Here is a 12,062-nt window from a genome sequence, read left to right on the forward strand (position 1 = left end):
TCGCATGGTGAGATTCGGACGCCCAGGTCAGCGCATGCCCAATCCAAGGGTGCGGGAAAAGTGCCGAGCGTCACAGGTGACAGCCGGGAACGGGGTTTACGGCACTAAGGTCGCCGTGTGCGCGTACTTCTGGTGGAAGACGATGAACCCGTGGCCGAGTCGCTACGACGCGGACTGCTGCGCTACGGCTTCGAGGTCGACTGGGTCACCACGGGCGGCGCGGCGCTGAGCCACTCCGCGCCCTACGACGTCGTCCTCCTCGACCTGGGCCTGCCCGACACCGACGGCCTCGACGTGTGCAAGGCGCTGCGCGCCCGCGGCGACATCCCGATCATCGTGATCAGCGCGCGCAGCGACGAGACGGACCGGGTGGTCGGCCTGGAGCTGGGCGCCGACGACTACGTGTCGAAGCCCTTCGGTGTCCGCGAGGTCATCGCCCGCATAAGGGCGGTGATGCGCCGCGCACAGCCTCGCGGTGTCTCGGAGGCCGCCGGCCCCGACGCCTACGGCACCCGCCTCACCATCGACCGCAAGGCCGCCCGCGTCCGCCTCGACGGCGAGGAGATCCCGCTCGCCCCCAAGGAGTACGACCTGCTGTCGTTCCTCACCGAGGAGCCGGGCGCGCTGATGTCGCGCGAGCAGATCATGGAAGCGGTCTGGGACGCGAACTGGTTCGGCCCGACGAAGACCCTTGACGTCCATGTCGCGGCGCTGCGGCGGAAGTTGGCGGGCGCGATCACGATCGAGGCGGTACGGGGAGTCGGCTTCCGCCTGGAGATCGTCGACGGGCCTCCCGCCTCATGATCCGGCAGCTCATCGTCAGCTACGTCCTGCTCGTGGCCGTGGCGCTGACGGCCTTCACCGTGCCCGTCGCCTTCACGCTGACCGCCCAACTCCGGGGCGACACCGAGCAGTCGGTGCGGCGCGAGGCGAAGACGATGGCGTTGCTGCTGAGCGGCGACGCGGCCTCCCGCGCGGCCCTGGACCGCATGGTGGTGGCGTACGCGCAGGAGACCCCCGGCACGGCCGAGGTACTGCCAGCCGCGCAGGCGAAGACGGCAACACACTGGGGCGACGGGGCGCTGGAGGTGACCGAGCCCGCGAAACGCGACGGCCGGACGGTGGGCGCCGTACGCATCTCGTACCCGACCTCGGACCTGACCCGGCGGCTCTGGCAGATCTGGGGTTTCCGGGCGATCCTCGCGCTGGCGGTCCTGGCGGTGGCGGCGGGACTGGGCGCACTGGTCGCCCGCCGCCTGACCCGCCCCCTCCGCCAACTCAACGACATGGCGAGCAAGTTCAGCGACGGCGACCTGACTGCACGTACGCCCGTGACGGGCCCGCACGAGACCCAGACACTGGCCAGGACGTTGAACCAGGCGGGTGAACGCCTCGACACCCTCATCGCCTCGCAGCGCATCTTCGTGGCCGACGCCTCCCACCAACTCCGCACCCCGCTCACGGCGTTGCGGCTCTCGCTGGACAACATCGCGGACGGTGTGGACGACGAGTTCGTGCGGGAGGACGTCGATCAGGCGACGGCCGAAGTGGTCCGGATGAGCCGCCTCGTCAACGGCCTGCTGGTGCTGGCGCGGGCCGAGGCGAAGGTGACCGCCGCGGAACCGCTGCCGCTGCGGGAGATCGTGGCCGAACGCCTCTCCGTGTGGAGACCGGCCGCCGACGAGCGCGGTGTCCACATCGCGCTCAGGGGGAGTGTCGTCGACGGCCGGCCGCTTGTGCTGGCCAGTCCCGGTCATCTCGAACAGGTCCTGGACAACGTGCTCTCCAACGCCCTGGAGGTGTCACCGGACGGCGCGACGATCACCGTACGGTCCGAATCCCGGGGCGACGAGGTCGAGTTGACGGTGACGGACGAGGGCCCCGGCATGTCCGACGCGGACAAGTCCCGCGCCTTCGACCGCTTCTGGCGCGGTCAGGGCCTCACCGGGCGCTCCGGTTCGGGCCTGGGCCTGGCCGTCGTACGCCAGTTGGTGACGGACGACGGCGGCACGGTGGCCCTGCGGGACGCGTCCGGAAGCGGACTGTCGGTCGTCATCACCCTTCGGGCATCACCGAGGAGTGGTGGTTGACGATCAGCCACTTGCCGCCGCGCTTCTCGTACTCGTAGGTGTAACGGGCTTCCACGACACGCTTCTCGCCGGTGTTCGGGTCGGTGAGCGTGAACTCGTAAATGCCGGTGTCTATCGCGGAGTTGCTGTCGAGGACGTTGACGATCGTCTCGACCTTCTTGCCGACCGGCTTGTTCGGCAGGAAGTGCTCGAAGTAGTCGACGATCTCCGCGCGGTCGGTGCGGATCTTGTTGGAGACGGTCGGCAGGAGTACGGCGTCCGACGCGTACCGGTTCGCGACCTTCTCCGGGTCACCGGTCTTGAGCGCTGCGTTCCAGCCGTCGAAGAGGGCGGCTATCTGCTTCTTGGAGGGCTTGGCGTTGTGCTGGGGCCCGGCGGTCGCGGCGACGGTGCCGGCGGTGCCGAGGGCCAGGACAGTGGTGACGGTGACGACGGCTGCGCGCTTGCTCATGGACCGGCGGGTCATCTCAACTCCAGTTGTACTGGTGCCTTTTGGGATGACTCCAGACTCGCTTTCGACCGGTTAGCGCCCGTACAGCGGACGTACAGGGGCGGGGAAGGGCTGCTCCAATTAACGCGCCGTGTCCGACTGACCACGGTCCCGCACGAGGCTGACACCGGCCCCCAACGACACGACACCCATACCGACGGCGGTCATCACGCCCTGCGTTCCGTCGACCACGAAGGGTGCGACAGCGGCGACGGTGAGGTTGAAGAGGAAGAGGAACCAGAGGACGGGGCGGGAGGAGAGGAGGTTCTTCATGACGGGCATCCTTGGGATCTCGGGGCCGGTGGCTCGTTCACCGGCTGACGAGTTCAACGATCCCGTTTCCGCAGGTCCGCGACGAGGGAGTGCGGTCCCGAAGAGATGGTGTAGCGGGCTACACCCCCACGGCGCGAGCGTTCAGTCCGCGAGCTCTTTCAGGGGCTCGGTGTCCAGGGTGATGTTCACGGGGTCCGGGATCTTGACGGTCGCACCGAAGGGGAGCTTCTCCTGGTGGCGGTAGCGGCCGTCCTCGGGATGAGTGAACACGGTGGCTGTGCGGTCGTCCCGGTCGATGAGTAAGTAGACCGGGATTCCGGCCGCCGCATAGCCACCAGGCTTGTCGAGCCGGTCCCGTTGAGCGGCATCGGCGTCCCACGAAGTCACCTCTACGGCCATCAGGGCTGTCCCCGTGTCCGACCATTCGCCGTGTCCCTTGAGGCCGCCCCGGGGAACGAGGACGCCATCCGCACGAGCGCGACCCTGCCGATGACGCTCCGTCCTGAGCCCGCGCTCCGCGTGCAGCCACAGGTCGGGAAGGTGCTGCATGCACACCCTCTGCAGCCAGGCGACGATCTCACTGTGGTTGCCGTCCGGCATGGGTTTGACGACGACCTTTCCGTTGATGAACTCCAGCCGGACGGTCTCGGGTGCCCGGCGCTCCAGCTCCTCGAAGTCTTCGACGAACATCTGCGGCTGCTGCCGCTTCCCGACCGTCACGGGTTCCACCGCCTCGGCGGGAGGCCGTTCGCGATGCGGTCGCGGTTGTCGCGGTAGTGATAGTGGACGCGGTCCTCGATCGGCACGGGGCGGAACGTGTCGGGCACGGGCCCGCCCGTACGGCGTTCCAGCTTCTGCTTCAGGAGGCGGGCCGTCGTGGTTCCCAGGTAGGCGATCTCCTCGAACCCCTTCTTGATCTCCTCCTCGCTCATCTCCGGCTCCGCGCGGCACTCCTCGCAGATGCCGTTGATGATCTTCGCCGTCCGCTCGTCGGCGTCGCAGGTGGCGCAGGCCATGAGCACGCGGGTCACACGGGCGCGGAGGGGCCGGGTCTCGGCGGCGTCGTTCTTCTTCGGGGGCATCTTGGCCTCCAGTCGGGTGCGGGCGAATCCGCCCGGGTTCGTGACATTGGGTGGCAGTCCGTCGGTCAGCGCGCGGGCCATGTCGGCCGGGGTGGCGCCTCGTGTCAGCCACTCCGCGGCGAGGGGTTCGAGGGCACGGCACTCGGCATCGGAGAGGGACATGCGGGGGTCTGTGGATCGGAGTTGGGCGAGTGCGCGGTACGCGGCGCTGGGCTCGGGGGTCGGGTCCGTCTCCGGGGTCTGGTCCGTCTTCGGCGTCCCGTCGCTCTCGCTCTCGCTGTCGCTCTCCGGCGCAGGGGTCGGGGTCGGGGTCGGGTCTTCCGTCCTCGCCAGGCCCGGCTGGTAGTCGTGCGTGACGTCCCTGCCGTGGCGCTCCCGCGCGAACTCCGCCCACCACTGCGCCGACCTGGGCGTACGCGACCAGTACGTCCGCGTCACCCACCGCATCGAGTTGTCCTCGACGGTGATGTGTTCCTTGATCCAGCGCAGGTGGCCGGCCTCGGTGAGGCTCTTGAGCGACGTACGGCAGGCCTGCTGGCCGTAACGGGGATGCTCGGCCGCGAGCACCTTGTGGCCCATGGCGTGGCCGTTGTCGAGGTGGTCGATGAAGACGGCGATCTCGGCGTCCCGGGGGAGCAGGTGTGCGAAGTCCGGGTCCGCGTGCGATTCTTCGTCACCCGTGGCGCGTTTTCCGTAGCCCGTTTTGGCCATGGGGTGCGACGGGGACGGCAGGGCGGGGCTAGGGTTGGCGTAAGCCACGATCGAGCTTCTTTCGATCTGTAGGTCTAGGCCCCGGAGCCGGTGTTGGCGCACCGACCGGGGCCGAACTATTTGCTTGTTTGCCGTGAACCTAGAGCGGCTTTACGTTGCAGCGCAAGCTGATCACGGAACGTCACCCGTTCGGGTTAAACCCCCCTCAACTCACGTACAGGCTTGGTTGGTTGGGTTGTTTTTCAACCAGCCCAGAACCCAAGAAAAGAGCTCGGGGCCCGGGGCTCAAGCTCCGGGGTGAGCTGCGGAAATGAAGGCCGTCCAGGCGGGGACGGTGACACGGAGTTGGATGCCCGAGGGGATCTTCGAGTCGCGTATGTGGACGGTCAACTGCGGTGTGGGGAGGGCGACCTCGACGCAGTTGCCGCCCTCATCGTCGCTGTAGCTCGACTTGAACCACTTCAGCTGGTCACTCATGGCTGATCCACCATCCGTTCGACGAAACGGGCCGACTCAGCGGGGCTGAGCGCCTGCGCGCGGATCATGCTAAGCCGCTCGGTTACCCGGCTGACAACCTCCGGATCGGCCGTCAGTTCGCTGGCGAACGGACCCTCCGCATAGGCGAACCGCTCGTGGTCACGGGTCTCCAGCAGCACCATGGACCCCATGAGGGCCGAGGGGATGGCCCGTTCGAAGGGGAGCACCTGCACCGTGACGTTCCGCAGACGGGACACCTCCAGCAGACGGCGCAGCTGTTCGGTGTCCACCAGGGGACTGCGCAGCACCGCCTCGTAGAGGACGAAACTCAGGGCCACCGGCGGCTTCCGCTCGGCGAGGATGGCCTGTCGCTCGATGCGTCCCTCGATCCGCTCCTCCACCGTCTCCTCGTCCAGGGGCGGGCAACGGTTCTCGATCAGCGTGCGGGCGTACCCCGGCGTCTGCAACAGCCCCGGGACGACCGTGGTTTCGTACGACCAGTGGGTGATCGCCTCTTTCTCCCGCTCCATGAAGTCCTGTGCCCGCGACGGGAACTTCTCCTTGTTCAGGTAGTCCTTCGCGGCGCTCAGCAACCCCTCAGCCCGGCACATCCCATCGGCTACGTCGAGCACGCGCGGCGTCGGCATCCGTACGCCCTGCTCCATCGACTTGATGGTGTCCGGCGCGTAGTTGGAGGCGGCGGCCAGCTCCTCCCGGCTCACGTTGGCCTTGGTGCGCCAACGCTTCAGCTGGTTCCCGCTGTACCGCCAGGCCACGGGCGGCAGGGACTTGGCGTTGGACTGACCCGGCACAGCATCCACCTCCGACCGATACACCCCGGCGTGTATCACCTCAGTCACTACCGAGCGTAGCTCCGCAGACACCACCGTGTGACCATGACCGAATCAATTCACCTGCCGGACTGGATCCCCGCGTCCGGTCACCAACTCCGCCTCACCGGGGTCCACTTCGACGCCGTACGTATCGAAGGCGTACGGGGAGAACGGGTCGCCGCGCGTCTCATCGAGGCCGCCGACGGGGATGCGGGGCCCGTGGTCTGCGAGGCCGCCGGGTTCCGGTGGATGTACTTCCTGCTGGCGCCCGGGGAAGTACGCCGGCACAACTGGCCTTTGGGTGTGCAGCAGTTCGGCGGCCGGGGCGCTCGTACCGTCACGTACATCGGGGTTCCGGCGCTGGACGGGAACACGTGGCCGTTGAGGTGGTACAGCGAGCCTACGGTTACGGCGCCGTTTGTGGAGGCGGGGCGGTTGGGGGCGGTGCTGGCGTTGGCGGGGGCGTAGGTCGGGGCTGTTGGGTGCGCGTGATGGAGAGATTCTCGAAGACGGTCTTTGTCGTCGGGTGGTCCTCGCCCAGTACACGAAAACAACCGGCAAGTGCCTGCTCATATAGCCGGATCGCCCGCACCACATCACCCGACGCCCCATACGCGCCAGCCAGGTTGTGCCGCGAACCCAGCGTGCTCGGGTGATCCTCACCCAACACCCGCACACAATCCTCCAACGCCCGCTCGTACAACCGGATCGCCCGCACCACATCACCCGAAGCCCGATACGCGCCAGCCAGGTTGTTCCGCGACTGCAACGAGTGCGGGTGATCCTCACCCAACACCCGCACACAATCCTCCAACGTCCGCTCGTACAACCGGATCGCCCGCACCACATCACCCGAAGCCCGATACGCGCCAGCCAGGTTGTTCCGCGAAGTCAGCGTGCTCGCGTCATCCTCACCCAACACCCGCACACAATCCTCCAACGTCCGCTCGTACAACGGGATCGCCCGCATCACGTCCCCCGAAGCCTCATACGCGCTAGCCAGGTTGTTCCGCGAAGTCAGTGTGCTCGGGTCATCCTCACCGAAGAGCCGAGTAGCCGCCACCAGAGAGCGGTCATAACAGTCGGTCGCCTGACTCAACTGCCCTTGCTCCTGCAGGAACTGTCCCGTCAGAGTGAGGATCACATCAATCTCAGCCGTGTCCTCGCCCGGTTCGAAGACGTCAAGGATGGCTTCGACGTGGGGAAGCAAGGCTCTCCAGGTCGACCAGCCCGCAACGTTTCCGCTGGGATCGCGCGGAAGCTCGTCAAGTATCAGCTCCGTGGCCCATTCACGCGCAACCAGGATGCGCGCCTGATCACGATGTGGATCGTCCTCCGACGGCGTGCGGGCCACCATCTGAACCAGGCGGTGGATGCCGAACCCTGCCCGGTCGAGCGTGATCATGTTGTAGTCGGCCAACAGCCCCAGAAGCTGGGCAAGGTCCACCGGGTCCTCGGCTAGCGGCTCGAACAGAGATCGCGGAATGCCTGTCGGGGCGTACCACGCCGCGATCCGCAAGATCTCTACCGCCCTGGGATCCTGCTGCTCAAGCACGTCCAGGGTGATACGCCAGATCCGCGCGACCGTCCGTGCAGGGTCAAAGCCACCCGGTGCCGCAGCCGCCGCACGCGCCGGATACCGCTCCAGCATGGCTCGGTACGCCGCGATCGAGACCTCCCTCTGCGCGATGAAGGCGCCGGCCTGTTCCAGAGCAAGCGGTAGATGACCGAGTTCCTCCGCCAGTGCGCGTGCCTCGTCCTCCTCGTCGCCACCCCCGACGAGGCCTGACAGCAGGGCCAGCGAAGCCTCCTGATCCAGCACAGGCAAGGAGATCGGCTCGCACACCCAACCCCGCTTGTACCGGCTCGTGATCAAGTGACGCCCGGATGCCCGTAGTTGACCCGTCCAGGCATGCACATCCCCCGGCTTCTCCGCGTTGTCGAAAACCAGGAGCCATCCCGGGTGCGTCTGCAACCACCCCACCGCCCACTCGGCGGCCTGCGAAGTGGTGAGGTTGGACGCCTCCTCACCCCTCAGCCGCACAGTCAGGGCCGCGAAACCCGCCTCGATCAACTCAGGCGTGTCCGAGCGGATCCACCACACCAACCGATACGTCCCCGCATGGTCGTGCGCGTAGTGCAGGGCGAGCGTCGTCTTCCCAACACCCCCAAGCCCATGCACCGTCTGCGTGATCGTCTGCGACTCCGCCGAAAGAGCCCGCTCCAACTCGGCCATCACCTCCACCCTGCCGACGAAAATCGGCGACGGCAGCTCCGGCAAGTTGTTGACGCCCGGCGGGACTTCGACGTCGTACACGGTTGCCGTACGCCGCGCGCCCTCGCGATCAGCAGCCGTAGCCGCAACGTCCTCCGGCACCAACTCCCCCACCGCCGCCACAAACCCGGGCCGCGCCGCCAACCCCACCACCGACACCGCCGTCAGCTGATCCCCGTCGTAATCCCGCCGCCGATCGGTCGTCACGACCCCGATGAGCCGCCCCCTCGCGAAGAGTGCCGCCCCGGACGCCCCCGCCCACACACCGGGCACGGCGACCTGGTCGACGTACGCCGTGATCAGCCCACCGGACTTGAGCCCCGTCAGCCTCTCGATGTGGCCGCTGATCTCCTTCGTGTCCCGGATGCCGTCCCGTACTTCGGACTTGGGGAAGCCAACCGCGACACACGACAGCCGTCCCTCGTCCGCTACGACCGGGCCACCGTCGATCCGGCCCCAGCGGACAGGTTCAACACCTGCCGGTGGCACCCACCCCGGATCCGTGATCCTGACCAACGCCCCGTCCGCCTGAGGCTCCCGCTCCAGATCAGGCAGTGGCTCCGTCAGCGGCCACAACACCTCCGCCGCAAGCCATTTGGAGTCGCCGCCGAGGCCCCTGACTTCCAAGACCCCACAGCTCAGCACATTGTGAAGAGCCGTCAGAACGATGTCGTCCGTGACCAGATAACCGGTCCCCGAACACTTCCCGACCGGATTCCAGATCTCCACGACCCGCCGCACGTCCACAGCCACAGGCCAACACCCCCGTGTTCCCCGTTACTTGGGGCGTTCCCCGGAGTCGTCCGCGATACGCCGATCCTCGCCCTCGGCATCGACAGGCTGAAGTGTGAGCTTGACTCTGCTCGTCGTGCCTTTTGATCGCGAGGCCTTCGCCTCCGCGCCGAACGGGAGCACCAAGACCTTCGCCCGTGCCTCCCCGTCCTTCTTCATGTCCACGGCGAACTCGATCTCCACCGGCCCCGTCCGGAACTGGATCTCCTGTCCCGCTCCGTCCCGCGCCGCCTGCTGAAGCTCCGCGCGGATCGCTCCGATCGCCTCGGCCAACCCCATCCATACCTCGTCGGCCATCGGGCGTCCCCCTCGTCCCCGTACACGCACTGTGGGGCGCAGCGTACTCGCCGCGCCCCACAACGTGCCGTGGAAAAGCCCTACTTGACCGGCCTGATCCCCAACGGCCCCGCGATCTCCTCCGCCATCACCGCGCCCGCCTCGAACTCCAGCGTCTCGTCGCCCATGACGCTCTGGTCCGTGTCCAGGCCGTCCAGTTCCGCGAGGGGCTGGTTGAGGCGGACGTGGGCCACCACCGACTGGAGGGCACGCAGCGTCGCCGACGCCGTGGAGCCCCAGTTGGAGAAGTAGGAGAACTGCCACCACCACAGGGCCTCCGTGGTGCGGCCCGCGCGGTAGTGGGCCATGCCGTGGCGGAGGTCGGTGATGAGGTCGGCGAGGTCGTCGGAGATGCGGGCCGGGACCGGGGCCTTGCGGGGCTCGTAGGGGTCGAAGACCTCCGAGTAGACGTCGATCGGCTCCAGCATCACCGCGAAGCGCTCGCGGAGTTCGTCCACGTCCGGCTCCGGGCCGAGGTCCGGCTCGTAGCGCTCGTCGGGGACGATGTCCTCGTGTGCGCCCAACCGGCCGCCCGCCAGCAGGAGTTGGGAGACCTCCAGGAGGAGGAAGGGGACCGCGGAGTCGGGGTCCTCGCCCTTCGCTACCTCCGACACGGCCACCAGGAAGCTCTCGACCTGGTCCGCGATCTGGACCGCGAAGTCGTCCGGGTCCTGCGCGGTGGCATGCAGTGTGGCGTCAGACATCTAGGAGTCGTCTCCCCTCGAAGGCGCGGCCGAGGGTCACCTCGTCCGCGTATTCCAGGTCTCCGCCCACCGGGAGGCCGCTGGCCAGGCGGGTGACCTTGAGGCCCATGGGCTTGATCATGCGGGCGAGGTACGTGGCCGTGGCCTCGCCTTCCAGATTCGGGTCCGTGGCAAGGATCAGCTCCGTGACCGTACCGTCGGCCAACCGCGCGAGAAGTTCTCGTATACGCAGGTCGTCCGGTCCGACACCTTCGATCGGGCTGATCGCGCCGCCGAGGACGTGGTACTTGCCCCGGAATTCGCGCGTACGTTCGACCGCTACGACGTCCTTCGGTTCCTCGACCACGCAGATCACCGAGAGGTCGCGGCGCGGGTCGCGGCAGATGCCGCACAGCTCTTCCTGCGCAACGTTTCCGCAGGTCGCGCAGAAGCGGACCTTCGCCTTGACCTCCATCAGGCACTGCGCGAGCCGGCGCACGTCCGTCGGCTCGGCCTGAAGGATGTGGAAGGCGATCCGCTGCGCGCTCTTGGGACCGACGCCGGGGAGCCGCCCCAACTCGTCGATGAGGTCCTGGACCACGCCCTCGTACAACGGACTGCCTGCCCTTCCTCGGGATCGTGCGGGAGGTATGTACGTACGTACCGTAGTTGGCCGCGGGTCGTCTTAGAAAGGCAGACCCGGGATACCGCTGCCGCCTCCGCCCAGTCCCTGCGCCAGCGGGCCGAGCTTCTGCTGCTGGAGGGTCTGCGCGTTCTCGTTGGCCGCCTGGACGGCCGCGACGATCAGGTCCGCGAGGGTCTCGGTGTCCTCGGGGTCGACCGCCTTCGGGTCGATCTTCAGCGCGCGCAGCTCGCCGGCGCCGGTGACGGTGGCCTTGACCAGGCCGCCGCCCGCCTGTCCGTCGACCTCGGTCCGCGCCAGCTCCTCCTGCGCGTTCGCCAGGTCCTGCTGCATCTTCTGGGCCTGCTGCAGCAGCTGCTGCATATTGGGCTGGCCACCACCGGGAATCACGATCAGCTCCTGGTTTCGTACGGCTGTGCAGGCGAGGGTTTTCCCCGCTCGGCACGAGCCTACGTGGTCCGAGCAGTCATCGCTCCAGCACTCTTTCGAGTGAGTCCTTACCGCGTCCTATACCTGATCAAGACCCACTTCCGGGCGGAAAAGAGGTGAAACCGGAGCCTTCGCCACCCATTGGGCGGTAGGAAGGATCCGGCACATCAGCATCAGGTGTCACACAACGTAAGGGAGTGCCGGGTGGGTCAGCCGGAGATTCAGCCCGAGGGTGGCGATCTGGCCGGGAGGACGTTTCCGCTCGGCGACTGGGGCGAGCCCGCGGCCCGGCTGGACGAGCTGTACCGGTGGGTCGAGCGCGGGGCGCTGGAGACGGCGGCCTGGTACCTCGCGGACCGGGTGTGGAAGCGGCGCGGGGCGCGGATGCTGCGCACGGGCGCGGTGCTGGGGGCGGTCGTAGGGGCGGCGCTGCCGCTGCTCGACCTCACCGGGGTGGTGGCCGGGCCGGCCGCCTGGGGCTATCTGGCGCTGCTGTTCGGGGCGGCGTGCGTGGCCGGGGACCGGCTCTTCGGGATGACGTCCGGGTGGATGAGGGACGTGGCTACGGCGCAGGCGGTGCAGCGGCGTCTTCAGGTGCTCCAGTTCGACTGGGCGTCGGAGGGCGTACGGGAGGTGCTGGGGCCGGCCGACGGGACGGCGAGCGAGGCCGCGGACCGGTGTCTGGGGGTGCTGCGGCGGTTCTCGGAGGACGTGACGGAGCTGGTGCGGATGGAGACGGCCGACTGGATGCTGGAGTTCCGCACGGGCTCGGCACCGCTGGGCATCCAGTCGACGGTGGCCGGCGGGGGGCGGCAGGAGGGGACGGTCGTGCACGGCAGGTTCCCGATGCCGCCGGGCCCGGGCGGACCGGGCGGCGGCAGCCGGCCGAACATGCCGCGGCAGCGGCCGCCCGAGCCGCGGTGAGGTGAACGCGGGCGCGCAGCGCAG

At 68.1% G+C, this 12,062-nt stretch carries 15 protein-coding genes; 4 read left to right on the forward strand and 11 right to left on the reverse strand.

The features are described 5' to 3' along the window. The first annotated feature begins 117 nt into the window (after positions 1 to 117). Both ACFXC1_RS22890 and ACFXC1_RS22895 read left to right on the forward strand, forming a co-directional pair. A complete protein-coding gene (locus ACFXC1_RS22890) occupies positions 118 to 804 on the forward strand; it encodes a response regulator transcription factor (RefSeq protein ID WP_381245297.1) in 687 nt (228 codons plus the stop codon). After that, on the forward strand, positions 801 to 2,090 hold the full coding sequence (locus ACFXC1_RS22895; RefSeq protein WP_381245298.1) for a HAMP domain-containing sensor histidine kinase: 1,290 nt from the start codon (positions 801 to 803) through the stop codon (positions 2,088 to 2,090). Before ACFXC1_RS22890 ends, ACFXC1_RS22895 begins: the two co-directional genes overlap by 4 nt. On the opposite strand, the gene ACFXC1_RS22900 is transcribed toward ACFXC1_RS22895, so the two are convergent. The 6 genes from ACFXC1_RS22900 to ACFXC1_RS22925 form a co-directional block, all read right to left on the reverse strand. Next, on the reverse strand, positions 2,056 to 2,556 hold the full coding sequence (locus tag ACFXC1_RS22900) for an SgcJ/EcaC family oxidoreductase (RefSeq protein ID WP_381245300.1): 501 nt from the start codon (positions 2,554 to 2,556) through the stop codon (positions 2,056 to 2,058). The two genes, ACFXC1_RS22895 and ACFXC1_RS22900, sit on opposite strands and share 35 nt — an antisense overlap. Before the next feature lie 105 nt (positions 2,557 to 2,661). Continuing rightward, positions 2,662 to 2,853, reverse strand: coding sequence for a hypothetical protein (locus tag ACFXC1_RS22905; protein WP_381245302.1), 192 nt, complete (start codon positions 2,851 to 2,853; stop codon positions 2,662 to 2,664). 141 nt (positions 2,854 to 2,994) lie between these two features. Then, complete coding sequence (locus ACFXC1_RS22910; protein ID WP_381245303.1) at positions 2,995 to 3,573, reverse strand: Uma2 family endonuclease; 579 nt, start codon at positions 3,571 to 3,573, stop codon at positions 2,995 to 2,997. Next, the gene (locus ACFXC1_RS22915; RefSeq protein WP_381245542.1) at positions 3,570 to 4,646 is read right to left on the reverse strand and encodes a hypothetical protein; all 1,077 of its coding nucleotides are present in this window, start codon (positions 4,644 to 4,646) and stop codon (positions 3,570 to 3,572) included. Before ACFXC1_RS22915 ends, ACFXC1_RS22910 begins: the two co-directional genes overlap by 4 nt. A 285-nt stretch (positions 4,647 to 4,931) precedes the next feature. Next, positions 4,932 to 5,123 carry a DUF397 domain-containing protein gene (locus tag ACFXC1_RS22920; RefSeq protein ID WP_381245305.1) on the reverse strand — a complete coding sequence of 64 codons (192 nt, stop codon included), beginning with the start codon at positions 5,121 to 5,123 and terminating at the stop codon, positions 4,932 to 4,934. Further along, positions 5,120 to 5,935, reverse strand: a complete 816-nt coding sequence (locus tag ACFXC1_RS22925) for a helix-turn-helix domain-containing protein (protein WP_381245306.1) — start codon at positions 5,933 to 5,935, stop codon at positions 5,120 to 5,122. The genes ACFXC1_RS22920 and ACFXC1_RS22925 overlap by 4 nt, the downstream gene beginning before the upstream one ends. A gap of 78 nt (positions 5,936 to 6,013) precedes the next feature. On the opposite strand from ACFXC1_RS22925, the gene ACFXC1_RS22930 reads away from it, so the two are divergent. After that, a complete protein-coding gene (locus tag ACFXC1_RS22930; protein WP_381245308.1) occupies positions 6,014 to 6,424 on the forward strand; it encodes a hypothetical protein in 411 nt (136 codons plus the stop codon). Here ACFXC1_RS22930 and ACFXC1_RS22935 read toward each other — a convergent pair. The 5 genes from ACFXC1_RS22935 to ACFXC1_RS22955 all read right to left on the reverse strand — a co-directional run bounded on the left by ACFXC1_RS22935 (position 6,363) and on the right by ACFXC1_RS22955 (position 11,075). Next, entirely contained in the window at positions 6,363 to 8,984 is a 2,622-nt protein-coding gene (locus ACFXC1_RS22935) for a tetratricopeptide repeat protein (protein ID WP_381245309.1), read from the reverse strand. The two genes, ACFXC1_RS22930 and ACFXC1_RS22935, sit on opposite strands and share 62 nt — an antisense overlap. A 24-nt stretch (positions 8,985 to 9,008) precedes the next feature. Beyond that, the gene (locus ACFXC1_RS22940; RefSeq protein WP_381245310.1) at positions 9,009 to 9,320 is read right to left on the reverse strand and encodes a trypco2 family protein; all 312 of its coding nucleotides are present in this window, start codon (positions 9,318 to 9,320) and stop codon (positions 9,009 to 9,011) included. A gap of 80 nt (positions 9,321 to 9,400) precedes the next feature. Beyond that, a complete protein-coding gene (locus ACFXC1_RS22945; protein ID WP_381245312.1) occupies positions 9,401 to 10,063 on the reverse strand; it encodes a DUF5063 domain-containing protein in 663 nt (220 codons plus the stop codon). Beyond that, positions 10,056 to 10,655, reverse strand: a complete 600-nt coding sequence (gene recR / locus ACFXC1_RS22950; protein WP_019070339.1) for a recombination mediator RecR — start codon at positions 10,653 to 10,655, stop codon at positions 10,056 to 10,058. Before recR ends, ACFXC1_RS22945 begins: the two co-directional genes overlap by 8 nt. Positions 10,656 to 10,727: 72 nt before the next feature. Beyond that, a complete protein-coding gene (locus tag ACFXC1_RS22955; RefSeq protein WP_381245314.1) occupies positions 10,728 to 11,075 on the reverse strand; it encodes a YbaB/EbfC family nucleoid-associated protein in 348 nt (115 codons plus the stop codon). A gap of 243 nt (positions 11,076 to 11,318) precedes the next feature. On the opposite strand from ACFXC1_RS22955, the gene ACFXC1_RS22960 reads away from it, so the two are divergent. Continuing rightward, a complete protein-coding gene (locus tag ACFXC1_RS22960; RefSeq protein ID WP_381245316.1) occupies positions 11,319 to 12,038 on the forward strand; it encodes an SLATT domain-containing protein in 720 nt (239 codons plus the stop codon). The last annotated feature ends 24 nt before the right edge of the window (positions 12,039 to 12,062 follow it).

This window comes from Streptomyces hokutonensis, assembly GCF_042751305.1.
GTDB lineage: Bacteria > Actinomycetota > Actinomycetes > Streptomycetales > Streptomycetaceae > Streptomyces > Streptomyces hokutonensis_A.

What these genes read in the sequence shown, in the direction of transcription:
- ACFXC1_RS22945 (WP_381245312.1), bottom strand. Translation starts at nt 10,063, where the DNA reads ATGTCTGACGCCACACTGCATGCCACCGCGCAGGACCCGGACGACTTC.
- ACFXC1_RS22920 (WP_381245305.1), bottom strand. Translation starts at nt 5,123, where the DNA reads ATGAGTGACCAGCTGAAGTGGTTCAAGTCGAGCTACAGCGACGATGAG.
- ACFXC1_RS22895 (WP_381245298.1), top strand. Translation starts at nt 801, where the DNA reads ATGATCCGGCAGCTCATCGTCAGCTACGTCCTGCTCGTGGCCGTGGCG.
- ACFXC1_RS22915 (WP_381245542.1), bottom strand. Translation starts at nt 4,646, where the DNA reads ATGGCCAAAACGGGCTACGGAAAACGCGCCACGGGTGACGAAGAATCG.
- ACFXC1_RS22900 (WP_381245300.1), bottom strand. Translation starts at nt 2,556, where the DNA reads ATGACCCGCCGGTCCATGAGCAAGCGCGCAGCCGTCGTCACCGTCACC.
- ACFXC1_RS22905 (WP_381245302.1), bottom strand. Translation starts at nt 2,853, where the DNA reads ATGAAGAACCTCCTCTCCTCCCGCCCCGTCCTCTGGTTCCTCTTCCTC.
- ACFXC1_RS22940 (WP_381245310.1), bottom strand. Translation starts at nt 9,320, where the DNA reads ATGGCCGACGAGGTATGGATGGGGTTGGCCGAGGCGATCGGAGCGATC.